Source organism: Candidatus Poriferisocius sp. (assembly GCF_965214065.1).
Classification (GTDB): Bacteria; Actinomycetota; Acidimicrobiia; order Acidimicrobiales; family Bin134; genus Poriferisocius.
This window is the reverse complement of sequence record NZ_CBDCAT010000028.1, coordinates 1,198,116-1,221,997: the sequence shown is the minus strand read 5'-3', so window position 1 is coordinate 1,221,997 and position 23,882 is coordinate 1,198,116. Positions and strand designations below refer to the sequence as shown.

The window sequence follows — 23,882 nt, the reverse complement described above, 5'->3', positions numbered from 1 at the left end:
TCAGCCTTCTTCCAAGACGGCGTCATCCTCCTGGGACAGCCACCGTTCGGCGAATTCGCCCGCGGTCAACTCGCTCAAGTCTTGGTTGAGGGCCAAGCCTTCCGACCAGCCGAAGTCGTCGAGAATCTCGTTGGATCCTTTCATACGGACCTGAAATCTCCGGCTAGCTGGGGCCGTCGCTGGGTCGCCTACCAAGAATCCGAAAAGGAGAGCACCAATGACCCGAAGGGCATTCCTAATCCGGGGAACCCGAACGGTATAGACCCGAAAGACCGAGCCAGCAGGCGCTTCCGCATCGAAGTTCACGACGTCAAAATTTCTCATGGGGTGGGCTCACTCCAGGCATAACTCCAACTCGAGTGCCTGAAGATCATCACCCGCGAAATCAGCCGTCTCCCAGGCAGCGGGCAAACAGCCGGTCAGTTGGTTCCCGCTGAGGTACAGATACTCGAACTTGTGGAGAGCAGCTAGCTCGGAGGGAATCTCCCCAGTCAGCAGGTTGTCGCTGATATCCAAGTGAGTCAATTTGCCGAGAGCACCCAACTCGGAAGGTATCTCCCCACTCAGCATGTTGTCGCCGATATACAAGTGCGTCAGCTCGCTGAGATTGCCGAGCTCGGAGGGAATCTCACCTGTCAGCTGATTGCCGTACACCCACAATCGCGTGAGGTTGATGAGTCCACCGAGTTCGGCGGGAATCCCACCAGTCAATTGATTGCGGTCGAGGTACAGGCGCGTCAGCCTGCTGAGAGCGCCCAATTCGGCGGGAATCGCCCCGCTCAGCTGATTTCCGTTCAGCCACAGCTCACGCAAGTCGGAAAGGTTGCCCAGTTCGGCAGGAACCTCTCCCGACAGTTCGTTGTTATCGAGGTCCAGCCTTGTGAGTTTGGTCAGACTGCCCAACTGGGCGGGAATCTCCCCCGACAGCTGGTTGGCCCACAAGTTGAGCCGTTCCAGGTTGGCCAGTTGGCCCAATTCAGCAGGTATCTCCCCCTCCAGCTGGTTGCGGCGAATCATCAGATGCTTCAGGTTCGCCAGCCTGCCCAGATCGGGAGGCAACTTGCCGGTCAGGCGGTTGTAGCTCAGATACAGCGCTTGGAGATTGGCGAGTCGGCCGAGCTCTTCTGGGATCTCCCCCGACAATAAGTTGATGCTCAGGTCGAGCCACCGGAGGTTGGTGAGTGCGCCCAACTGGGCGGGAATCTCCCCAGATAACTGGTTGTCACGCAGCAGCAGGTGGGTAAGTGTCTGGAGGTCCGCGAGGCTGGTGGGGATATCTCCCGAGAGCCGATTGCCGCGCAGGTCCAGGTACTCGAGGCTCGACAGTTTGCCGATTGCCGCTGGAATCTCACCGGTCAGCCGGTTGTTGGACAGATCCAACACCCCCAGCCGTCCCAAACTGCCGGTTCCCGCTGGAATCTCACCGGTCAGCCGGTTGTTGGACAGATCCAACACCCCCAGCCGGCCCAAATCGCCAATTCCCGCCGGAATATCTCCCGACAGCAGGTTGTCGTGGAGCAACATGCTCTTGAGCCCGGGCATCGAGGAAAAGCCCTCGGGGATGGTTCCCGACAGCCAGTTCTCGCTGAGGTCGATGTTCTCCATCTCGACGAGATGGCCCAGCTCGGCGGGAATCTCTCCCGACAAGCGGTTGTCTTGGAGGAACAGCTGCGCTAATTCCACCAGATAACCCAATTCAGCAGGAATTTCTCCCGACAAGCCGTTCTTGCTGAGGTCCAGTTCCCTGAGGTCCGTCAACCTGCCCAGCTCTGGGGGTATCTCCCCTGACAGGCCGTTGTCCTCCAACCCAAGCACTTTCAGGCTTCCCAGGATGCCCAGCGTGGCCGGAATGGACCCGGATAGTTCGTTGTGCCCCAGTCGCAAGGTCCGCAATTGGCCGAGCGCTCCGATCCAGGGCGTGATCGGGCCTGTCAGGTTGTTCGACGACAGGCTGAGATGCCGCAGATCAGAGAGCTTCACTGTCCACACCGGGAACTCCCCGGTCAGGTTGTTCGCCGACAGGCTGAGATGCCGCAGTCTGTTGAGACCAGCCAGCTCTCCGGGGATCTCACCCGACAAGGCGTTGTCCGCTAGGTCTAGCCAAGTGAGGCGGGTCAGATTGCCAATCTCTGAGGGGATCTCACCCGACAGTCGGTTACTGCTGAAGTCCAGCCACTCAAGCCGTTGGAGATTACCCAGCTCTACGGGGATATCACCTGACAAGCGGTTGAACCTCAGCATCAGATGGGTCAACTCGTACAGGTCGCCGAACTCAGCGGGAATCGACCCTGACAACGCGTTGCCCCGCAGATCCAAGGTGCGAAGCTCCGAAAGCTGGCCGAGTTCGGCAGGGATCGACCCCCACAGGCCGTTGTATTTGAGGTCGAGAACGGTGAGCTTGGACAATCCAGCGAATTCGGGGGGAATGGCGCGCTCCAGGCGATTGTCCTGTAGGTCCAGCTTAACAAGGTTGGCCAGATCTCCAAGCTCGGCTGGCAGCTCGCCCACCAGATCGTTGTTGCCCAGATTCAGGTGTTCCAGGTTGTCGAGGCTTCCGATCTCGGCTGGCAGCTCGCCCACTAAACCGTTGGACGCCAAGGACAAGCCGGTAACCCGCCCATCTCCATCGGTACTGACGCCGTACCAACTGCCCAGCGGCCCGTCACCGAGCCAGCCGCTCGAGTAATCCCAGTAGTCTCCGCCGGTGGCCTCATATAGGGAAATCAGCGCATCGCGGTCGCTTGCCGAGCCTGAGTTCTCAGAGTTCCCCTGCCCGCTGGCCGGCATGGCCAAGAGCGTTGCCGCAATTGAGATAACAGCGATCAGGGCAAAGGCGATGCGACCGATGTGTTGCATCCGTTCAGGCAAAGATTAAGCCGGCTCTTCCGCCGGTTCTTCGAGAGGCTGGTTGCCGCCGCCTTGGGCGCCGTCGAGTAGGCCTTCCTCATAAGGAGCGGGAGCTTCGACGGCGGCTTCTCCAGCCCCGGGCTCGGGAGCGGGAGCTTCGACGGCGGCTTCTCCAGCCCCGGGCTCGGGAGCGGGAGCTTCGACGGCGGCTTCTCCAGCCCCGGGCTCGGGAGCGATGGCTTCGCCGGTTTCGGAGTAGTACTGGGCCCAGGCTTCGTCTTCGTCAGCGGCAACTTCCTCGTTCACCGCTCCGATGTAGTTGCCCTCGGCGTCGTAGGCGTGCTCGCCGAAGTGCTCCTGGAACTCGGCGGCCACCACGCCGCCCTCGGCCGCCTGCTTGATCGACAGGCTGATGCGGCGCCGGTTGACGTCCAGGTCGATGATCTTCACCCACAGCTCCTCGCCCGGAGTGACCACCTGTTCGGGCAAGTCGATGTGGTGGGAGGAGATCTCGGAGATGTGGACTAGGCCCTCGATACTCTCGCCCACCTGGACGAAGGCGCCAAACGGCACCAGCTTGGTGACCCGTCCGTACACCAGCTCGCCCACCTGGTGGCTGGAGGCGAATTCCTGCCAAGGATCTTGCTGAGTGGCCTTCAGCGAGAGGCTGATGCGCTCCCGATCGAGATCCACTTCCAACACCTGGATCTCGATTTCGTCGCCCACCTGCACCACTGCGCTGGGGTGGTCGACGTGCTTCCACGACAGCTCGGACACATGCACGAGGCCGTCCATGCCGCCCAAGTCCACGAACGCCCCGAAGTTCACCACTGAGGAGACCACACCTGTGCGGCGCTCGCCCGGCTTGAGATTGTCCAGGAACGCCTCGCGCTGTTCTTTCTCGGTCTCTTCCAGCCAGGCTCGGCGAGACAAGACCACGTTGTTGCGGTTCTTGTCCAGTTCAATGATCTTGGCTTCCAGCGTCTGGCCGATATAAGGCTGGAGGTCGCGAACCCGGCGCAGCTCCACCAGCGAGGCGGGCAAAAAGCCCCGCAGGCCGATGTCGACGATCAGGCCGCCCTTGACCACCTCGATCACCGGGCCTGTGACGGTGCCCTCGTTCTCCTTGACCTCTTCGATGTTGCCCCAGGCCCGCTCGTACTGGGCCCGCTTCTTGGACAAGATCAGCTGGCCGTCTTTGTCCTCCTTCTGGAGGACCAAAGCCTCGATCTCCTCCCCGAGGGTGACGATCTCGCTGGGGTCGATCACGTTGCGGATGGACAGCTCACGGGACGGAATGATTCCCTCTGCCTTAAAGCCGATGTCCAGCAGCACCTCGTCGCGATCCACCTTGACCACCTTGCCGGAGACGATCTGGCCGTCTTCCACTTGGACCATGGTGGCGGTGTAGGCGTCTTCCAAGAACTGCTCTTCGATGTCGTGATCAGTGATCTGACGGGGGACGTAGTTGCCCTCGGGGTCAAAAGTTCCCACGCCGTCGGGGGTGTCTAGCACGGCGGTGGCCGATGGCGGGGCGGGTGGGGCGGTAGCGGGGTCGGACACGTTGGATTGAGCCTCACGGGAGGAGATGGATAGTTCAAAGGGCGCGGCACAGCAGCCTGAACCGGCCGATTGATGCTAACAGCCTCCATCGCGTTGGGCTACTTGGCGTCAGCCCAGGTGCGCCCCGAAGAGAGGTGTACCTCGAGGGGGACCCTCAGCTGGCAGGCCCCGGCCATTGTCTCCACCGTGAGCTCGGCCGCAGCGTCTTGCTCGCCCTCGGGGACTTCCAAGATTACCTCGTCGTGCACTTGGAGGATGATCCGGCTGTCGAACCCCCGGTTTTCCAAGGCGTGGTCGAGCCTCACCAGGGCCACTTTGAAGATGTCGGCGGCCAGTCCCTGGATCCCGGCGTTCATGGCCTGGCGCTCGGCTGCCTGGCGAAGCCGGAAATTGGAGGAGCTGATCTCGGGGATGCGCCTTCTTCGGCCGAACAGGGTCTCGGTGTAGCCCCGGGCACGGGCCTCGGCCACCGTTTTTTCCATGTACTCCCGCAGCGCAGGAAACGCCGCGAAATAGGCATCGAGAATTATCGCGGCCTCTCCGGTAGGGATGTTCAGCCGCTGCCCAAGTCCGTAGGCTTCCATGCCGTAGGCCAAGCCGTAAGACACCATCTTGGCGGTGGACCGCTCCTCGATCCCTACCGCGCCGGGGTCGATGCCGAAGACCTGGGCGGCAACGGACGTGTGGATGTCCTGACCCGACTCGAAGGCGTCAATGAGTCCGGGGTCCTCGGCCAAATGGGCGATGCAGCGCAGCTCGATCTGGTTGTAGTCGGCCACCAGGAACTCGCAGCCGACATCGGCCACGAAGACTTCCCGGAAAACCCGCCCGGTTTCGGTGCGGACCGGGATGTTGTGCAGGTTGGGGGCGTCGGAGCTGAGCCGACCGGTGCGGGCCACTGTCTGGTTGAACGTGGCCCGGATGCGGTTGTCGGGCTCGATCCCCACCGCAGCCACCAACCCTTCCCCGTAGGTGGACCGCAGCTTTTCCACCTCGCGGTAGTCCAGCAGTTCGTCCACAACCGGGTGCTCGCCGCGAAGCTTCTCCAGGGTGGCGGCATCGGTGCTGTAGGCCCCGCCTGGGGTCTTCTTTTGGGGAGTGAGCCCCAGCTTGTCGAACAGTAGCTCGCTGATCTGCTTGGAGGAGTTCACATTGAACTTCCCCCCTCCGGCCGCCTCGATCACCGATGCCCGAAGCCGCTCAGCGTCGGAGGCCAGCTGGTCTCGGAGACGGGTCAGGGCATCCACATCCACCCGGATGCCCACATGCTCCATGCGGGCCAGCACCCGCACCAACGGCACTTCCATGACATCGTTGAGGTGGCGAAGTCCTTGGGCGTCCAAAGCCTTCAACAGCGGTGCGGCCAAGTGGGAGACGGCCAAGGCCTGGAGTCCGGCCTGCATCGACGGGTCTGCCGGATCGCCGGAGCCTTCTCCGAAAAGCCGGGCCTCGTCGGGCTGATCGGCGTCGGGAAACTCCAACATCGAATGGGTCCGCAGCAAGTCGCCTAGCTCGTAGCGCCCGCTGGCCGGGTCGAGTAGATATGCGGCGATCCTGGTGTCCAAGACCAGCCCGGCAGCGTCGATCCCCTGCCCGAGCAGCCATACGATGAGCGGCTTGGCGTCATGAGCGCTGAAGCGGTTACCCCCGCCGAAGTATTCGGCGAGCGCGCTGCGTCCCGATGATTCCAGCAGGTCGGCCGGCAGCCACACGGCCTTGCCAGCCTCCAAATCGGCCGAGAAAGCCAGGCCCAGCAACTGGCGGCGGTGGGGTTGGCGCGGATCGAGGGGATTGCCCCATGCTGCGGAGAGAGCAACCGGATGGGCGCTGGCCGCGAGCACCGTGAGTGCCTCTGCTGCCGCCTCTGCGGTCGATACCTCGTCAACGGTGACCGCCAACGCCCCGGCACCGTCTTCCATGCCGTCCAGTTCCACGTCCAACACGTCGGCTACGAATTCGCCGAACCTCCTGAACTCCAAGAATTCGAACAGCTCTTTGACCTCGGCGGCATCTGGTTGGCCGAAACCAAGGTCGTCCACGCCAACATCGAGGGGCACGTCTCGCAGCAGCTCCATCAGCTCCAGGTTCAACTTCACCCGCTCTTCGGCCGCGCCCAGGTTCTGCTGGAGCTTGGGAGTCTGGTCGTCTAGGTGCTGGTAGAGCTCCTCAATCCCGCCGTAGGCGTTGATCAGCTTGGCCGCGGTCTTCTCCCCCACCCCGTCGACGCCGGGGAGGTTGTCGGACGGGTCACCCCGCAGGGCGGCATAGGCCACGTAGTCAGCCGGCTTCACCCCGGTGCGCTCCTCGATGCCGGCCTCGTCGTAGAGGGCATAGTCGGAAACGCCCCGCTTGTTGTAGAGAACCCGAATGTGGGGGTCTTCCACCAGCTGGTAGGCATCCCGGTCGCCGGTCACGATAATGACGTTGTCACCTCGGTCGCGCGCCTGGGTGGCCAGGGTGGCGATCACGTCGTCGGCCTCCACTCCAGCGTGGTCCACTGCGGTGATCTGAAGGGTGCTCACCAGCTGGCGTACCAGCCCCAGCTGCTGGCGCAGGGTGTCGGGGGTTTCCCGGCGGTTGGCCTTGTAGCTGGTAATCCGCTCATGGCGGAACGTGGGCTCAGGCCGATCGAAGGCGACCGCTAACCGATCCGGACGGTGATCACGTAGCAGGGTCATGAGCATCATGGTGAACCCGTACACCGCATTGGTCACCTGCCCGCTGGCGGTGGTCATGTCTTCGGGCAAAGCGAAGAAGGCCCGGTAGGCCAGTGAGTTGCCGTCTACCAGCATCACCGTGCCCAAGTCGTGGGCGACGGAATCCCGCTCAGCCATCGGCCCTGTCTCCACTGAGAGCTCTCAGCTGGTCTGCGCTCATCTCTATGATCTCAGCGGCCACATCAGCCATGGAACGCCGTTCGCTCATGGCCCGGTGCTGGATGTGGCTGTAGGCATCGGCCTCTGACATGGAGTTGATATCCATGAGTCGCCCCTTGGCCCGGTCGATGGCCTTGCGGGCTTCCAGCATGGCCTCGGCTTGCTGCACCTGGTGGTTGAGCTCAACCAGCTCCTGGAAGCGCACTAGGGCGACCTCCACCGCGGGCACCAGCTCGGCCCGCTCGAACGGCTTGACCAGGTAGGCCAGCGCACCGGCGTCTGCGGCCCGGGCGATCAGATCCCGCTGGCTGAACGCGGTGAGCAGCAGCACGGCGCACAGCCGCTCGTCGCGGATCTGGCTGGCGGCGGTGATGCCGTCGGTTCCCGGCATCTTCACGTCAAGGATGGCCACGTCAGGGCGGAGTTCTCTCACCAGGTCCAGCACCTGGTCGCCCCGGCTGGTCTCCCCCACCACTAGGTAGCCCTCCTCCTCCAGGGTTTCTCGCAAATCGAGGCGGATGATCGCCTCGTCCTCGGCCAGCACGATTCGCACTGGATTGGAGGACTCCGTGCCGCCAGGCTGGGCTGATGGATCAGACATCCGAGTAGAACCTGTCCAGCAGATCGTCCTGCTCCTCCTCCAAGCTGCGAATCTTCTCTTGTAGTCGGGCACGGTGCCGGGCCATGGTCTCTGCTTGGCGGGCTGCGTCGCGATGCTGGCGTTCTGCGGCGGGAGTTTCCGAGACCAGCGCCCGCAGCCGGGCATCTTCGGCCAGGTCCTCAAAGTGAAGGCACTGCTCCTCGGCCACGTCCAGGTCGGCGCGGAATCGCTTCAGGCGGTTGGCCACATCTGACAATCGGCGTTCCACCCTGCTCTGGGTCACGAGCCGATGCTACCCAGCCTCCGCGGCAGCACACTGCTTCAGGTGTCCGATAATGCGGTGGCTCCATTAGCCTCCCCATGAGCAATAACGGCCTAAGTGGGAGACTCTGGTGAGCGACGAGATTCTGGAGAACGCGGTCAACGGAAAGGCATGGGCCGACTTCTGCGACAACCTGAAAGAAGCCGGTCAGATCATCCTTGACAACAGTACCGACGACCTCGATCGGCTCGAGGGCTTCCGATACCTGAGCCGCCTCACCAGAGGAGAGCTCGGACGCCTGGAGAATCAAGGCCCCGCCTACACCCAGATCTTGCCTATACCCCACAACGTGAAGATCGGCTGTGACAACCCCGATGCCCTCTATCAAAGTGTCACCATCAGCGGCGCTCTCGATTACCGCATTCGTGGGCCGCGGGGCACGGTCAACTACCTGAGCCTGAATGCGTTTTCGGGCGGCTTTGCGGTGGGGTCGGCCCCACCCGACCGGCAAGGGGCTCTGGCCTTCAACGACCCCCAGCCCGGCGAGCAGGTCGACGTGATCGCCAGCGTCAACGAGCCCGATCATCTTGAGCCCGGACAGCGGTGGCTCCGGCTTGCGCCCGAGACCAATCAGATCGCCATCCGCAACTTCTACCTCGACCGCACCGCCGAGCGTCCTTCCGAGCTCCAGATCGAGTGCCTCAACGGTCCTGACGAACTACCTCCCCCGCTGAGCGCGCAACGCCTGACGAACGGCCTCGCCCGGGCTGCGCTTGGGGTGCACGGCATCGCCCGGCGATTCGTCGACTGGCTGGACATGTTCCAGGAGCGGCCCAACACCCTTGAGTTCCTTCCGAAGCGGGAAGGTCCCGGGGGGTGGGGCGACCCCACCCAGTTATTCCGCCACGGCTACTGGACGCTGGCGCCCAGCCAAGCCCTGGTGATCGACGTGCCGCCCATCGACGCGTACTACTGGAACTTCCAGCTCAACAACATCTGGGAGGAGTCGCTCGACTACGACTGGCTCCAGGTGACGGTCAACAAGCACACCGCGGTGTACGAGCCCGACGGCACGGCCCGCATCATCGTGGCCGACGATGACCCCGGCTTCGCCAACTGGATCGACACGGCATACCGCCGCCACGGCACCATGGGCCTGCGCTACAACCAGGTGGTCGAAGATATCCCGCCGTCGCTGCGGGTGATGGATGTGGCCGATTTGCCCAACCTGCGCTAGAGAGACAAGGCCGCTACCAATTCGTCGCCTCGCCCGGTAGTGATGGTGAGCTTTCGGTCTTTATCGAAGTTGAGAGATGAGATACGCGACATGGACAACCATGTGCTGGTCGGGTCTCCCGCTGTGGCTCGGGCACGATCAATTGGCCCAATTGTCGGAAAAAGGTGCTGGAACTACCCTCAAGACATGAGTCCGGAACCTGGCGGAAACGCTCTGGGAATCTCGGGAGCAGATACGCCGTCTGGCGAGCCCCGCAAGAAGCTCAAAAAGAAGGACTACGAACGCGAGCTGGCCCGCCTCCAAGAGGAGCTGGTGCGGTTGCAGCGCTGGATCCGCCACAAGGGTCTCAAGGTGGTGGTGATCTTCGAGGGGCGCGACGCCGCCGGCAAGGGAGGGGTGATCAAGCGGATCGCCGAGCGGACGAATCCCCGGGTAGTGCGGGTGGTGGCGCTGGGCACGCCTAGCGACCGGGACAAGACCCAGTGGTGGTTCCAGCGCTATGTGGCCGAGCTCCCCGCCGCCGGCGAGATGATCCTCTTCGACCGTAGTTGGTACAACCGGGGAGTGGTGGAGCCGGTAATGGGGTTCTGCACCGAGGAGGAATACCGCGAGTTCCTGCGGTCGTGCCCGGAGTTCGAGCGGATGCTGGTGCGGTCAGGGATAATTTTGATCAAGTACTGGTTCTCGGTGAGCGACGAGGAGCAAGAGCGCCGGTTCCGCAATCGGATCAGCGATCCGATGAGGCGCTGGAAGCTCTCACCGATCGACATCGAAGGCCGCACCCGGTGGGTGGAGTTCTCCAAGGCCAAAGACACGCTGTTCGCCCATACCGATATCAAGCAGGCCCCGTGGTATGTGGTCAACGCCGACTCCAAGAAGGCGGCCCGGCTGAACTGCATCGCGCACCTGTTGTCGATGATCCCCTACGAGGAGGTGCCTTGGGAGGAAGTAGAGCTCCCCAAGCGCCAAGACCGCACCGGCTACGTGCGCCCGCCTCTCGACGACCAAACCTTCGTCCCCGAGATCTACTGAAGTTCCTCTCAGGTGGCTGGCCGCCACCTGGACCGCTCTTGGCGATATGGGTCGGTTGCCGGAGCCGAGTTGGAGTCGAAGATCATCGTCAGGCGCTGGTCGAGGTCGTAGCGGGGCCAAGAGCCGAGGTCGTCAGTTGAAGGATCGCCGGAACGGGCGAAGGCAGCCCATGCCGATCGCATTCCCCGGCCCAGCGCCTTAGCGGTGTGATCGGCGCCGATGAACTCACCCCAGCCGTCTACGTGGAAGCTGTCGAACACGAAGGGCAGGTCGATGGCGTGGAACGCTCCCCGATCTGGGTCGGCTAGCGAGCACCACCGGAAGTCGTACAAGTAGGTCTGGGTTCCCGCTGCGGCTCTGAGGCCGGCGATTCGCTGAATGGGCTCGCGCATGGAGACATCAGTATTGACAGCAGTCAAGACGTCGGAGTCGGAGATCCAGGAAGTGCCCTCGGCCGCTTGCCGATATTCCCCCACCACGGCCTCCACCTCACTGGCGGCGGGCTGGGCGCCGGTTCTCTCTGCGATGTAGCCGCTCACCATCCCATGCAAGATCTGCTCGGAGCTTTGGGTGGGCAGCTCCTGCTTGAACAATCGCAGCTCGTGGGCCGTTGCTCCGACCAGCACATCGATGTCGGTGGCTGCCGAGGTTCTGAGCAGTTCTGAGGGCTTCGCCGGTATGAGCGATCCATCGACGACGGGATGGAACGGCATCGGCCCCACTTCTGCGAGAAGGTCCACCACTGTCTGAGACTGGGCTGCGACCACCGCCTCAGGATCGAGTTGCCGCAGCTCCACGATGTCGCTTGCCCCGGCGTGGTCCATGAAGACCCGGGCCACCTTGGCCGCCACCTCCGGAGACTGGGTCATGTCTACCCCGGGGCTTTGCATGATGGCCCGTTTCAGCACCTCTGAGATGCCCGGTGAGCCGAGCAGGTGTAGTATCGATCCGGCCCCTGCCGACTCGCCGAACGCGGTCAACATCGCCGAGTCGCCGCCGAAGCTGGCCGCGTTGGCCGCAATCCACTCGAGCCCGAGCCGCACGTCTAGGAGACCGCAGTTGGGAGTAGTGCCTCTCCCGCCGGGGACCTGCCGCAGGTCCATGAAACCCAGCGCCCCCAACCGGTAGTTCACCGACGCCACCACCACGTGCTGTTCTGCCGCCAGCCTCGCTCCGTTGTACAGCGGAAAGGAACTTCCCCCGGTGAGAAAGGCACCCCCATAGACCCAAACCATCATCGGCAACCCAGTCTCAGCTCCCGCCGGCACCCACACGTTCAGATCCAAGCAACTCTCTGATACCGACTCTGTGCTAGTCCCCGGAATCACCCCGGTGAACCGCCCGTCGACCGCCTGAATCGGATCAGGCCCGAACGCAGTGGCCTCGAACACTCCGTCCCACGGCTCCGCGGCCTCGGGGGCGCAGAACCGCCGCTCCCCCACCGGGGGCCTGCCGAACGGAATCCCCAAGAACTGTCGCACTGCCCCGCTAGGCGTGTCGACAACTGTCCCCCCGATCGGCCCGTGGGTGGTCTCAACTACGCCGGTGATCACTTGGGCCGCTCCTCGGTCGCCTCGCTGGCCGGGTTGACGTGGACTGTAACGATCTCGAGCTCGTGATACTGCTGGTGGATCACTGAAGTGGCGTAGTGCTGAAGCAGCCGCAACGAGACGTCGCGTTCGACGGGCCGGTCTGCTGTTGGCTCGTCGAGCACTGCTAGGCGGTCCTCGATGTTCTCCCCCTGGGCGGCAGCCACGAACTCGAGCACAGCCCGCCCATCCTGCTTGCTGGCGGTGACCCGCAGCGCTCGCTCGGCTGAGGAATCTCCGGCCTGTTCGGCGCCGAGCAACGTAGCCAGTGTCTCCTCGGCGACCGCGTCGAGCCGCTGCGACATCGGCGTCGCCCACCCATGGCGGGTTGCGAAGGCGTTGAGGAACTCCTGGATGCGGGGAAGCTCCCCCAGCGCCAAATTGGTGCTCAGCCGATGGCGGCGGGGTTGGGTGACCTCGGTGAACAGGGTCAGCACGATGGCCACGAGCCCGCCTGAGGTCATGCCGTTCTCCAAGAAGCCGCCGGCAAACCCCTCCAGGTATTCCGGGAAGATCAGGTTGTTCTGGAATCCGACTCCCAGCCAGAAGGCGACACCTGCGATAAGACCCTTGCGGTAGTCCGCGGCCTCTTCGGAGACGATCCTCATGCCCACTACGAACAGCAGCGCGATCAAAACGGTGACATACGCCGCCACCACCGCTTCGGGAATGGCGAGCACCAGAGCCAAGAACTTGGGCAAGAATGCGAACACGAGGAATATGGCGCCGATGGCGACGCCCACCCGGCGAGCCGCCACGCCGGTCAGCTCCGCTATGGAGACGCTCGTCGAGTAGGTGGTGTTGGGCATCGTGCCGGCCAGCCCCGACAGCAGATTGCCGGCGCCGTCAGCAGCCACCGCTCCCTGCACCACGCGGTAGTCCACCGCTCGGGGCTTGCGCCACGACACTCGCTGTATGGCCACCGAGTCGCCGATGGTCTCGACCGCTCCGATGATCGTGACCAGCACGAACGCGGGCAGCAGGCTCCAAAACGCTGAGTCGAATGAGAAATCGAATCCGGGCCATGCGCTGTCGGGCACGCCGACCCAGGCGGCGTCGGCCACCTGATCGAAGTCGTAGAGCCCGAATGCGACCGCGGTGATCGAGCCGGCCACCACGCCGATAACGGGCGCCCACAGGCGCAGGCCGCCGGCAGACTTCAGGGCGATGGCGATCACCACAACGATGGTGACGAGGGCGCTCGTCGGTGCGCTCCAGTCGGAGCTGTCTTGCGGCGAGGCTCTCACCATGTCGAAGATGAGCGGCATCACGGTCACCGCGATGAGCATCAACACGGTGCCGGCCACTACGGGCGTGACCAGTCGCCTGAACAGCGAGAGCCTCGCCGCAAGCAAGAACTGGAACAGCGACGAAGCCACCACCAGCACGGCCAGCAGGCCGGGACCCCCCTCGACCAATGCCGTAACGCACACGGCGATGAAGGCCCCCGATGTGCCCATTAGCAGCACATACCCGGCGCCGATGCGTCCGAACCGCACCGCCTGGAGAATTGTGCTGACGCCGCTGACCATCGCCGCCGCGAACACCGCCCAAGTCAGATACGAATCGGTTTCGCCCGCGGCTCGAATGACGATCGCCGGCGTGAGCACGATGCCCGCGATGCTCAGTACCGCAAACTGAAGCCCCATTCCCGCAGCCAGCACCACCGGCGGTTTGTCATCAGGCTCAAACCGGACGTGCCGTTGCCCCGCGGGGTCGCCATTTTCCACTGCGCCTATGTTTGCCAGGTTGGGCTGCCGTTTCAAAGCTCGGAGTCCTACGCGTCGCTTACCGAAACCGCTGCCATTCCGGGCGGATTGCCATCACCGTCATTGTCCGTGATGGTCAGCCTATGGACCCTTGCACTGCCCAACCTGCAACCCGTATCGCCAGTGAGGGTCAGGATAACCGCCTCGGCGTTCTCGTTGGCGCTGTCGTCGCTGACCGTGACCGCGGCGATTCAGGTCTAGGAACCGACTTGCGGGGTGTCGGGCTCGCTTGGACTCGGGTCGTCACTGCTGCACGCTACGACGGTGAACAATATCGCTGCCGCCAGCAAACCGGCGACGAGCCACTTCCTCAGAACTGACATCGGCCTAACCTACCTTTGCGGGGCAACTCGCACCGGTGCCTTTCGACCGGGCGAAATTGGCTAGCGGGGATCGCTTGCGAACCACCGTGCACTCGCATTGTAAACCATTTCGTGGCTTGACTGGAAGTAGACAAGCAAGGCTCGACCCGACTGTCGGGCGAATACGGGGGCTGGGTCTCCGTCCCCGAAATAGGTCTTGGCTGTGATCGACAGATGGTCGGGAACCCTCCCCCGACCGAAGAACTCCACCTCTTCAGCGCTGAGGCGGTCGGCGGGGTCGGCCAGTTGATTGAACACCTCTGCGCCCACACTCGGGGACATGAACTGATCCCGGATGCCCTGAGCGATGAAGATCGGAACCGCCTGGTCGCGGGCCGACTCCAGGTAGGTCGCCGGACTACGGGTCAGACATTCATCCTGCGCCGAGCCGGCGGCCCTCGGGTCGCCTCCGCATGCCCGCCAAATGTCGCTGGCATAGCCCAGACCCTTCCTCATCGTATCCTCGAAGAACTCCACGAGATCATGCGGCGGCCCCCAAACCGAGACCGCGCTGACTTTGTCAGGGTGTCGCCCAGCAAGGAGGAGTCCCATCATCCCGCCGCTGGAGTAGCCGACGACGTACACCCGATTGGCGTCCACCCCTGCTTGGGCGACGGAATAGTCGATCGCATCCACCGCGTCCTGGACCGCCAAGTCGGATCCAACCGCGTCGGCGTTGTCGTTCCTTCCTCTGAACTCAGGGACGATAACTGCCCAACCATTTTCCTGGGCCCACATGGCAAAGGGAATCCCGGCGTGCTGGGTGTACGAGGTGCTCCAGGAGTGCAAAATCACCAACAAGGGCTGATCGCGTTCGCCGCTCGGAGCCAGCCAGAAGACAGGTTGTTCGGCGCCGTCCGCGGTCGAAATAATCCGAAGCTGCTCGATTCCTGGGACCGACCGCTCCCAACGGGACCGACCGGAGGACGCATACTCGCTGAAGTCGCGGATCAAATTGATCCGGTCAAGCGATTGGAATGTCAGAGGATCGCGTGGCGGCAGAGTTGTTTTTGTAGTGGTGGTCGGGGAGGTGGCGGCCTCCACCGTTGGGGCAGCCGTAGCCGCAGGGGCAGCCGTAGCCGCAGGGGCAGCCGTAGCCGCAGGGGCAGCCGTAGCCGCAGGGGCAGCCGTAGCCGCAGGGGCAGCCGTAGGGGGAACGGTCGCCGCAGGGGCAGCCGTAGCCGCAGGGGCAGCCGTAGGGGGAACGGTCGCCGCAGGGGTAGCCGTAGCCGCAGGGGGAACGGTCGCCGCAGGGGTAGCCGTCGCCGTAGGGGGAACGGTCGCCGCAGAGGTAGCCGTCGCCGCAGGGGGAACGGTCACGATCCGAGGAGCCTCCGTAGTCTCCACAACTTGCCGCGCGAATTCGGCGGCAGTCGGGGACTCGACGGCATCACGGCCACTGGTGGACAGCAGGCTCAGCAGCAAGAGAACCGTAATTGTGACCCCTATGCGTCGGATGGTTTCCATACTGGTGGGCATCCCGCAGCGATCATAACCATTGTCCGTGGTCAAGCATCTAAGACAGGTTTCTTGCCTTTTGGCTAGGTGGTGGAACACCACCGACAGCGGCTAAACCAAGCAGCATACGAAGAGTGTCCAGCCAACAGGAGCAGGCTCAATGCGTTACCGTCGGGTGATCTGCGCTTCGAAGGCAGCACTAGGGGGTGCGATTCAGCGGGTCCCCGCGCTCGATGGATTGCGCGCCGCAGCAATTGCGGTAGTGGTCGTTTACCACATCGACAGTGCCGTCTTGCCTGCGGGGCACTACAGCGTCACCCTGTTCTTCGTCTTGTCGGGCTACGTTGTTACCGGCTCGCTGTGTGCCGAGATGGACCGGACTGGTCGGGTCGACCTGGGCTCGTTTTATCGAAGACGCGTGCTCCGGCTGGTTCCTGCCCTTCTGGCCGTCTGTCTCGCAATGGTCGCAGTAGGGATCGGCTGGTCCCGCTTGATTGCGGTGCTCGGCTTCTACGCCAACTATGCGCGAATCGAAGGGCTCGACCTGGAGCGGCTGACCCACACCTGGTTCATAGCGGTGATCGTCCATTTTTACCTGCTGTGGCCGCTCGCCATCGCTGGACTAAGAGCCAGGCATCGGACCCTCGTCGTCGGAGGCCTGGCGCTGGCCGCTATTGCCTGGAGAGCAACAGCGATCGAAGTCATGTCGCCGGGCTGGGTATACAACGCGACCGACACCAACGCCGCGGCACTTCTGGTGGGGTGTTATCTGGCCGTCGCTCAGCCCACCCCGTGGCGGTTCGCGAAGTGGTCGGTTCCGGCCCTGCTGGCACTAATGCTGGTCCCCGCATTCGACGTCACGGGCACAACTATTTTCTGGGGCGGTTTCCTAGCCCTGGCGCTCAGTGCGCTCACGGTCCAGTACGCGCTGACTGGCCCCGTATGGTTGGCGAACTCGGTCCTGTTGCGGGTCGCCGAGATGTCCTTCGGGCTCTACCTGTGGCATTACGTGTTGATCCGCTCTGACATAGCCCTCTGGCTGGCCCTCGCCCTCACCTTCGCGGCTACAGCCGCCTCCTGGTACCTCCTTGAACGGCCGGTACTGCGCTGGGCGGCAAGGCGAAAGAGTCAGGCTCGGACACTTCCAGCGCTATCAGCGTAGTGGCAAGGACGATGAAGAATTTTTCCACCTTTCGGCAATCGCTAGCTCTGGTTGGTGCTGCGTTGTTCTTCGCGGGCTCCGTCCTGTTGGTGTACGAAAGGGTGATCACGGCAGACGATGATGCGCCTGCCGTTCTCGTCGACAGTGATCCTCCAGCCACTCCCGTCGACGGTGACGGGGCGGTCGACGGGCCAGCACCAGACGAGACGAACGGCGTGGACATCGACGCGGAGGTCGAAGGGGACATCGGCACGGAGGTCGAAGTCGCGGACAGCGGGGTTCCTTCCGCCGACGAGGGCACACCGACGGCCGAACCGGTAGAGAACGTGTCCGCGGCGCCAGCAACACCTACTCCGTTGTCGGACCGGTTTGAGCTTTCGCCCAATGAGGTGCAGGCCGACGCCAAGCGGCTCGGCGCCGAGGTGGCCTACCAGATAACGAACTACGGCCCGGACTCATCGGTGATTGAACTGACGGCGGGCATGACAGCCGATCCCGCTCGCGCCGATGCGCTCGCGAGAGAGGCGGCGACCGTGCATAACCCCGGGATGTGGTCACGCGGCACGATCGAGTACGCCCAACTCGGTGGTCACCTTGACGACCGGATCTCGATAATGGTTGTGGTCCACCAGGAGCTGGGTGGGGAGGGCACAGCGGATGCCGAGCGAGCCGAGACCCGGACGATGGACGTGCGCCTCGTGAGGGGCGCATCGGGTGCATGGGAGTTCGAGGAACTCGCTTCGGCCGGAGGTCAGCCGGTCGCTCGGCCTGCGGACCTCTCGCCCCTCGCCGCCTCAGTGGTCGACGATTCCCGAATCGATCTCCCCGATACGGCGGTCTGGGACATCTACTCCGGGTATACCGATCAAGCGCTGCTCGAGGCGATGCTCGACATCGCCGAGCGAACCCCCTACTCCGTCATCGTGTTGAAAACGGGACACCCGCACAACGTGTTCGGAACGGACAGGTTAAGCAATCACACAGTGGGTAGGGCAGTCGACATCCACGAAGTGGACTCGGAGCTGGTCATCGACTCGCATGACGTGACGTCATCGATCTATGCGCTAGCAGAGTGGCTGGTGTCGCGCGACGACGTCAGGGAGTTCGGAAGTCCGTGGCTGTTCGACGACGCGGTCGCGCATAGCTTCACCAACGAGGTTCACCACGATCACCTCCACGTGGGCGTCTTCCCGGCGGGTCACACCTCGGGGTGAGTCCCGACGAAATGCGGGCCTGGATCTCCGATGTCCAGTGCCCGGGGAGGGACTCGAACCCTCACTCCCTTGCGGGAACCGGATTTTGAGTCCGGCGCGTCTACCAATTCCACCACCCGGGCGGGTGGCCAGCGTGCTGGCTGGGGAAAGGGCAGTCTATCCAGCGCGATGGCGGGGAAGCTCGCCAGATACCGTGCCAGTGGCCCCGTCTCTCCTAGAGTGTTGAAACCCCGCTGTCGTCTGAGAGGTCTGACACCTGATGATCTGTTTCACCTATCCCGGCCAGGGGTCCCAAAAGGCCGGCATGGGTTCGGCCTGGGTTGACCATCCCTCGTGGGAGTTGGTAGCTGAGGCCTCTGAGGCAGCGGGGCGAGATGTGGGTCGGCTGTTGCTCGACGCTGATGACAACGAGCTGCGCCACACCCGCAACTCGCAGCTCGCCACGTTCACGGTCTCGATGATCGCTCTAGATGCTGTTACCCGGGTGGGTATCGAGACCGCGGGCCACGCCGGCCACAGTCTGGGCGAGTACTCGGCTCTGGTGGCAGCTGGGGTGGTGGACTTCTTTGACGGGGTCCGGCTGGTGTCAGAGCGGGGCGAGGCCATGCAGGTGGCCGCCGAAGAGCAAGACGGCACCATGGCCGCGGTCATGGGCCTCGACGACGACTTGGTGGAACAGGCCTGTGATCAGGCCGACGGCAACGTGTGGGTGGCGAACTACAATGCTCCCGGACAGGTAGTGATTGCTGGGTCCCCCGCAATGGTGGAGAAGGCCGAGGCAATCGCCAAGGAGCTCGGCGCCAAGCGGGTTATGGCGCTGCCAGTGGGTGGCGCCTTCCACACCCCATTCATGGCGTCGGCCCGCGACCGACTCAGCAAGGCAGTGGACAAGACCGAGTTCCGAGTGCCCGACCACCCGGTGTACGCCAACGTGGACGCTACCGCCCACACCGGAGCCCACAGCTGGATTGACCTGCTGAGCTCGCAGCTGACCAGCCCGGTGCGCTGGCGCCAGTCGGTACACAATATGTGCGACGCTGGCTACACCACGTTTGTGGAGCTGGGGCCGGGCGCGGTGCTTACTGGAACGGTGAAGCGAACCGCCAAAGACTGCCAGTCGCTCAAGGTCAACGCCCCGGCCGACATCGACGCGGTACTCGAGGCACTGGCCGGCCCCCCGGTGGCCGCGGCGGGCCCGCTGGAGGGCGAGGCTCTGTTTGCCACCGAGCGATTGGTGGTGAGCCCTGAAGTCGGCGTCTTCCAACCAACCGAGGACAATTTGATGGGCACCGGGGTGCCCGCCGGACAGCTCTTGGGCCATGTGGGCGATACCGAGGTGCGCACTCCCTGGGCCGGAGTGATCATGGGTTTCTTGGCCGTGGGCGGCGAGCGGGTCACCGCCAGTCAGCCCATCGCCTGGCTGCGGACGCAATGAGGAGAACGGGCTGATGACGAGAGCGGCAATCACCGGCCTGGGAACTGCGGCCGGCCACAATGTGGTGACCAATCACGACTTGGCCAAAACCCTCGATACCAGCGACGAGTGGATCGTGGAACGGACCGGCATCCACGAGCGCCGGATCGGAGGCAGTTGCCTGGAACTGGGCGCCCAAGCGGCCCGGACCGCCCTGAAAGAAGCCGAGATAGACGCCACTGATCTCGACCTGATCATCTGCTCCACCTGCACCCCCGACCAGGTGTTCCCTGCTGTGTCCAACCGCATCCAGAACGAGCTAGGAGCAACATGCGGCGCCTTTGACCTGAACGCGGCCTGCTCGGGCTTTACCTACGGCGTCTCGTTGGCCCAATCCCAGATCACCGCCGGGATGAAACGGGTGCTGGTGGTAGGGGTGGACACGCTTAGCCGTTTCACCGACTGGGATGACCGCACCACCGCTATTTTGTTCGGCGACGGGGCCGGGGCGGTGGTGATGGAGCCAGCCAGCAGCGAAGACCGGGGCGTGCTTAGCACCTACATGGGCTCCGAAGGTCGCTTCGCCGATCTGCTGACGTGCGATTTCAGCGATCTCTTCATCCGCATGGACGGCAAGGAGGTTTTCCGCCAAGCGGTGCGGGTCATGGTGGCAGCCAGTCAGCGAGTGCTGGCCGATGCCGGGCTGAAAGCGGCGGAAGTGGACGCAGTGGTCCCCCACCAGGCCAATTTCCGGATCATCGAGAGTGCTATGAAACGCCTGGGCATCCCCCTGGAGAAGGCGGCCACCGTGCTCGACACCACCGGCAACACCTCCTCTGCGTCCATTCCCCTGGCCATGGACTCCGCTGTCTCCAAGGGCAGTATCCGAGATGGCGACTTGGTGCTGCTAGTGGGTTTCGGTGCGGGCATGAGCGTGGCCGCCGCGCTGCTACGCTGGGGCAAGTGAGCACATCCAGGGTTGTCCTGGTTACCGGAGGGAACCGGGGCATCGGGTTGGCCACAGCCACGGAGCTCGCCGAACACGGCCACCGGGTGGCCGTGACCTATCGCAGCGAGCCTCCATCGACAAACGGCCAGGTCGATCTATTGGGCGTTCACTGCGATGTGACAGACGAGGGCCAGATCGACGTCGCCTTCGCAGAAATCGAAGAGAACCTGGGACCAGTGGAGGTGCTCGTGTCGAATGCGGGCATTACGCGGGACAAGTTGGTGATGCGTATGAGCGAGAACGACTTCACCGACGTGATCGACGCCAACCTGACTGCGGGCTACCGGGTGGCCAAGAGGGCGGCCCGGTCGATGATGCGCAACCGCTGGGGGCGCATCGTGTTCGTATCGTCGGTGGTGGGCATCATGGGACAGGCTGGCCAGGCCAACTATGCCGCCTCCAAAGCCGGGCTAGTCGGGCTAGGCCGATCGCTGGCCAAGGAACTGGCCAGCCGGAACATCACCGTCAATGTGGTGGCGCCCGGCCCTGTGGGCACCGACATGCTCAACGAGTTGGACGAAGAGCGCCGCTCGGCCATCATCGACGCGGTTCCGCTCGGACGATTGGGCGAGCCATCCGAAGTAGCTGCCACCATTTCATTCTTGGCCTCTGACGCTGCCGGATATGTCACCGGAGCGGTAATTCCGGTAGACGGGGGCCTGGGCATGGGAGGATGAGTGCCCGTAAATCACACGATCGAACCCATCCAAGGACTTCAAGTCCACGAATAGGAGAAGAATCAGCGTGAGCGACGACAACTTCACCCGTTTCCAGAACTGCACCGTGGAGGTGCTTTCGGTGGAGGCTGGCCAGGTCACACCTGAGGCCAGCTTCGCCGATGACTTGGACTCGGACAGCCTCGACTTGGTCGAGTTAGTCATGGCGCTCGAAGAGGAATTCGACATCGCCATAGACGAAGAAGAGCTTGAGGGCATCCAGACTGTGGGCCAAGCATTCGACTTGGTAACCGTCAAGCTGGGATGACCTCGCAGCCATCTGACCGGACAAGTACCGACCCCCGGCTGAGGAGCATCGTCCGATGACTGCTCCGCGCCGGGTCGCGGTAACCGGCATCGGTGTCTTGGCTTGGCCCGGCCTCGGGCGCGACGCCTTCTGGCAGGGGCTCTTGGAAGCCCCCGCCGAGGGTCGACGGGTGATGGACCACTTCGACCCCTTACCCCACTTCGACAGCCCCAAAGAAGCTCGCCGCACCGACCGCTTCGCCCAAATGGCCCTGGCCGCAACCGCAGAGGCGCTGGAGCAGTCGGGCGAGCTCAGCGCCGACCCGGACCGGATCGGTGTGTGGGTGGGAACGGGCGTGGGCGGCCTTCGGACACTGGAGGATCAAATCCAAGTCCGCATTGAGCGGGGTGAGCGCCGGGTGTCGCCATTTCTGGTGCCAATGCTGATGGCCAACGCCGCGTCGGCGGCTATCTCCATGCGCTATGGCTACTCCGGGCCGTGTGAGAACACGGTCACCGCTTGCGCTGCGGGCACCCAGTCGATTGCTAACGCTGCCATGCTGATCCGCTCCAATCGCTGCGACGCAGTCATTGCCGGCGGCAGCGAGGCGTCCAACTCCATAACAGGCGAGGCCACCTTCAAGAACATGACAGCAGTCTCCAGCTGCCACATCAGCCGCCCCTTCGATTTGGAACGCGACGGATTCATCCAAGCTGAGGGAGCGGCAGTGTTGGTGCTGGAGGAGATGGAGACGGCCCAAAGCCGGGGAGCGGTCATTTTGGGCGAGGTTTTGGGCGGGGCCAGTACGGCCGACGCTTACCACATCACCGCCCCGGCGCCGGGAGGAGCTGGTGCGGTGCGATGCATGGAGCTGGCCTTGGCCGATGCTGGGCTGGACCCTGGAGACGTTGTTCACATCAACGCCCACGGCACCTCCACCCCGCTGAATGACGCCGCCGAGGCCGAGGCCATCCAAAAGGTATTCGGCACTCCGGGGCCTCTGGTCACCTCAACCAAGGGGGTGACTGGCCACGCCTTGGGCGCGGCGGGCGCGATCGAGGCAGCGGCTGTTCTGTTGGCCATGGAGCACGGCCTTGTTCCACCCACCTATGGATACGAGACCCCTGATCCCGACATGGCCCCCATTCAGATCGTGGCCGGAGTACCGGCCCCGTGGACTCCCGGCCCGTCGCTGTCCAATTCCTTCGGCTTCGGCGGCCACAACGGATCCATCGTCATCGGTCCCCCACCCGAATAGCCGGCTACTGCGGGGCGACGTCGATCAGCTGGCGTCGACCACCACGAACAGCAACTCGCAATGGCAGGCCAGCTCTCCGTTCACCGATGCCTTTCCCGCCCCCCGTCCTCCTCTGGCCGATAGCCGGGTCATCTCCACTTGGAGGTCCAAGCGATCACCGGGGTTGACCTGGCGGCGGAAGCGGGCACCGTCGAGGCCGCCGAACAGGGGCAGTTTGTCAGCGAATCGGTAGTCGTGAAGCACGATGTAGGCCCCAAGCTGGGCGATGGCCTCGGTCATCAACACTCCGGGGAGGGTGGGTCGACCTGGAAAGTGTCCGGCAAAGAACGGTTCGTCGCCCGTGAGCTGCCAGTAACCCTCTGCCTGCTCTCCGGCCACCATAGAGGTGACCTCGTCCAAGAACAGGAATGGAGGGCGGTGCGGGAGAACCTCGACCGGAGGCCTCATAGAAGACGCTCTTGTTCCGCTATTCCTCGGGCAGCACCGCAGCTAGGTTGGCGGCGGTGCTTTTGGGGCTGATCTTGTACCAGGTGTGCTCTAGACGACTGTCGGCCCCCACCAAGAAGGCCGAGCGGACGACACCCCAGTAGGTCTTGCCGTACATTTTCTTCTCCCGCCACACGCCGAAAGCCTCGGCGGCCTCATGGTCGGGATCCGACAGCAGGGTGTAGCCGAGATCGTACTTCTCATCGAACCGCTTCTGGCGGTCGGGCTTGTCTCCACTGATGCCCACCGCGGCGATTCCACGTTCTACGGCGATGTCACGCACGCCGATTGCCTGGGTGGTTCAACCCGGGGTCAGCGCCTTCGGATAGAAGAAGAGCGCCAGCCTCTGACCGGCAAAGTCGTCCAGCGACACGTCATTGCCGTATTGATCTTTCAGGGAGAATGCTGGCACAGGATCACCGGGAGATAACAGCCAATCAGCCATGGGGGAAACTTAGCCGACAAATGCGGATCAGGTTCCCTTGACTGCTGCCTTCAGCCGGGCCCCGGCGCTGACTTTGCAGCCCCTGGCTGCAGCGATCTGAATGGTTTCGCCCGTGCGGGGGTTGCGGCCGGTGCGGGCACCCCTCGATGTCTGCTCGAAGGAAACAAAACCGGTGATCGCTACCTTGTTGCCCAGGATCACCTGCTCTGTGACAACGGTCTCCAGGCTGTTGAGCACAGCTTCCACGGAGCTCTTGGTCTCGCCGGTGCGCTCGCTGATGGCACTGACCAACTCTGACTTGTTCATGGTGTCCTCCTGAATTGTGAATTACCAAA

At 63.5% G+C, this 23,882-nt stretch carries 22 protein-coding genes and 1 tRNA gene; 10 read left to right on the top strand and 13 right to left on the bottom strand.

Features of this window, described 5'->3' with window-relative positions; genetic code table 11:
• From ACOOGG_RS17110 to ACOOGG_RS17085, 6 genes are all read right to left on the bottom strand, one after another.
• A complete protein-coding gene (locus tag ACOOGG_RS17110) occupies positions 1-144 on the bottom strand; it encodes a hypothetical protein (RefSeq protein ID WP_420437257.1) in 144 nt (47 codons plus the stop codon).
• A gap of 189 nt (positions 145-333) precedes the next feature.
• Entirely contained in the window at positions 334-2,856 is a 2,523-nt protein-coding gene (locus ACOOGG_RS17105; protein ID WP_420437255.1) for a leucine-rich repeat domain-containing protein, read from the bottom strand.
• 15 nt (positions 2,857-2,871) lie between these two features.
• Complete coding sequence (rpsA, locus tag ACOOGG_RS17100; protein ID WP_420437641.1) at positions 2,872-4,341, bottom strand: 30S ribosomal protein S1; 1,470 nt, start codon at positions 4,339-4,341, stop codon at positions 2,872-2,874.
• Positions 4,342-4,508: 167 nt separating this feature from the next.
• Positions 4,509-7,244 carry a DNA polymerase I gene (gene polA, locus ACOOGG_RS17095; protein ID WP_420437253.1) on the bottom strand — a complete coding sequence of 912 codons (2,736 nt, stop codon included), beginning with the start codon at positions 7,242-7,244 and terminating at the stop codon, positions 4,509-4,511.
• Positions 7,237-7,887, bottom strand: coding sequence for an ANTAR domain-containing response regulator (locus ACOOGG_RS17090; protein ID WP_420437251.1), 651 nt, complete (start codon positions 7,885-7,887; stop codon positions 7,237-7,239). The genes polA and ACOOGG_RS17090 overlap by 8 nt, the downstream gene beginning before the upstream one ends.
• Positions 7,880-8,170: a hypothetical protein gene (locus ACOOGG_RS17085; protein WP_420437249.1), complete on the bottom strand. Its 291-nt coding sequence runs from the start codon at positions 8,168-8,170 to the stop codon at positions 7,880-7,882. The genes ACOOGG_RS17090 and ACOOGG_RS17085 overlap by 8 nt, the downstream gene beginning before the upstream one ends.
• 109 nt (positions 8,171-8,279) lie before the next feature.
• Here ACOOGG_RS17085 and ACOOGG_RS17080 point away from each other — a divergent pair, with 109 nt between their 5' ends.
• Positions 8,280-9,386, top strand: a complete 1,107-nt coding sequence (locus ACOOGG_RS17080; protein WP_420437247.1) for a hypothetical protein — start codon at positions 8,280-8,282, stop codon at positions 9,384-9,386.
• 186 nt (positions 9,387-9,572) lie between these two features.
• Positions 9,573-10,418, top strand: coding sequence for a polyphosphate kinase 2 (gene ppk2 / locus ACOOGG_RS17075; protein ID WP_420437245.1), 846 nt, complete (start codon positions 9,573-9,575; stop codon positions 10,416-10,418).
• Between the two features lie 8 nt (positions 10,419-10,426).
• Here ppk2 and ACOOGG_RS17070 read toward each other — a convergent pair whose 3' ends face one another.
• Positions 10,427-11,971 carry a carboxylesterase/lipase family protein gene (locus ACOOGG_RS17070; RefSeq protein ID WP_420437243.1) on the bottom strand — a complete coding sequence of 515 codons (1,545 nt, stop codon included), beginning with the start codon at positions 11,969-11,971 and terminating at the stop codon, positions 10,427-10,429.
• The gene (locus ACOOGG_RS17065; protein WP_420437241.1) at positions 11,968-13,737 is read right to left on the bottom strand and encodes a uracil-xanthine permease family protein; all 1,770 of its coding nucleotides are present in this window, start codon (positions 13,735-13,737) and stop codon (positions 11,968-11,970) included. Before ACOOGG_RS17065 ends, ACOOGG_RS17070 begins: the two co-directional genes overlap by 4 nt.
• A 108-nt stretch (positions 13,738-13,845) precedes the next feature.
• Here ACOOGG_RS17065 and ACOOGG_RS17060 point away from each other — a divergent pair, with 108 nt between their 5' ends.
• The gene (locus ACOOGG_RS17060) at positions 13,846-13,977 is read left to right on the top strand and encodes a hypothetical protein (RefSeq protein WP_420437239.1); all 132 of its coding nucleotides are present in this window, start codon (positions 13,846-13,848) and stop codon (positions 13,975-13,977) included.
• 182 nt (positions 13,978-14,159) lie between these two features.
• Here ACOOGG_RS17060 and ACOOGG_RS17055 read toward each other — a convergent pair whose 3' ends face one another.
• On the bottom strand, positions 14,160-14,933 hold the full coding sequence (locus ACOOGG_RS17055; RefSeq protein WP_420437639.1) for an alpha/beta hydrolase family protein: 774 nt from the start codon (positions 14,931-14,933) through the stop codon (positions 14,160-14,162).
• An 823-nt stretch (positions 14,934-15,756) separates the two neighbouring features.
• On the opposite strand from ACOOGG_RS17055, the gene ACOOGG_RS17050 reads away from it, so the two are divergent.
• Positions 15,757-16,758: an acyltransferase family protein gene (locus tag ACOOGG_RS17050; protein WP_420437237.1), complete on the top strand. Its 1,002-nt coding sequence runs from the start codon at positions 15,757-15,759 to the stop codon at positions 16,756-16,758.
• A 101-nt stretch (positions 16,759-16,859) separates the two neighbouring features.
• On the top strand, positions 16,860-17,972 hold the full coding sequence (locus tag ACOOGG_RS17045) for a hypothetical protein (RefSeq protein WP_420437235.1): 1,113 nt from the start codon (positions 16,860-16,862) through the stop codon (positions 17,970-17,972).
• A gap of 38 nt (positions 17,973-18,010) precedes the next feature.
• On the opposite strand, the gene ACOOGG_RS17040 is transcribed toward ACOOGG_RS17045, so the two are convergent.
• Positions 18,011-18,094, bottom strand: a tRNA-Leu gene (locus ACOOGG_RS17040).
• Between the two features lie 137 nt (positions 18,095-18,231).
• Here ACOOGG_RS17040 and fabD point away from each other — a divergent pair.
• The 5 genes from fabD (at position 18,232) to ACOOGG_RS17015 (ending at position 22,616) form a co-directional block, all read left to right on the top strand.
• Entirely contained in the window at positions 18,232-19,407 is a 1,176-nt protein-coding gene (gene fabD / locus ACOOGG_RS17035; RefSeq protein ID WP_420437233.1) for an ACP S-malonyltransferase, read from the top strand.
• Between the two features lie 13 nt (positions 19,408-19,420).
• Positions 19,421-20,353, top strand: coding sequence for a beta-ketoacyl-ACP synthase III (locus ACOOGG_RS17030; protein ID WP_420437231.1), 933 nt, complete (start codon positions 19,421-19,423; stop codon positions 20,351-20,353).
• The gene (fabG, locus tag ACOOGG_RS17025; RefSeq protein ID WP_420437229.1) at positions 20,350-21,072 is read left to right on the top strand and encodes a 3-oxoacyl-ACP reductase FabG; all 723 of its coding nucleotides are present in this window, start codon (positions 20,350-20,352) and stop codon (positions 21,070-21,072) included. Before ACOOGG_RS17030 ends, fabG begins: the two co-directional genes overlap by 4 nt.
• A 67-nt stretch (positions 21,073-21,139) precedes the next feature.
• Positions 21,140-21,379 (top strand): acyl carrier protein, encoded by a 240-nt coding sequence (gene acpP / locus ACOOGG_RS17020; RefSeq protein ID WP_420437227.1) that lies wholly within the window; start codon positions 21,140-21,142, stop codon positions 21,377-21,379.
• A gap of 55 nt (positions 21,380-21,434) precedes the next feature.
• Positions 21,435-22,616: a beta-ketoacyl-[acyl-carrier-protein] synthase family protein gene (locus tag ACOOGG_RS17015; RefSeq protein ID WP_420437225.1), complete on the top strand. Its 1,182-nt coding sequence runs from the start codon at positions 21,435-21,437 to the stop codon at positions 22,614-22,616.
• 24 nt (positions 22,617-22,640) lie between these two features.
• On the opposite strand, the gene fabZ is transcribed toward ACOOGG_RS17015, so the two are convergent.
• From fabZ to ACOOGG_RS17000, 3 genes are read right to left on the bottom strand one after another with little or no spacing between them, the layout of a single operon-like run.
• Positions 22,641-23,063, bottom strand: a complete 423-nt coding sequence (gene fabZ, locus ACOOGG_RS17010) for a 3-hydroxyacyl-ACP dehydratase FabZ (protein ID WP_420437223.1) — start codon at positions 23,061-23,063, stop codon at positions 22,641-22,643.
• A gap of 19 nt (positions 23,064-23,082) precedes the next feature.
• On the bottom strand, positions 23,083-23,547 hold the full coding sequence (bcp, locus tag ACOOGG_RS17005; protein WP_420437221.1) for a thioredoxin-dependent thiol peroxidase: 465 nt from the start codon (positions 23,545-23,547) through the stop codon (positions 23,083-23,085).
• A 27-nt stretch (positions 23,548-23,574) separates the two neighbouring features.
• On the bottom strand, positions 23,575-23,853 hold the full coding sequence (locus tag ACOOGG_RS17000) for an HU family DNA-binding protein (protein ID WP_420437219.1): 279 nt from the start codon (positions 23,851-23,853) through the stop codon (positions 23,575-23,577).
• Positions 23,854-23,882: the final 29 nt, after the last annotated feature.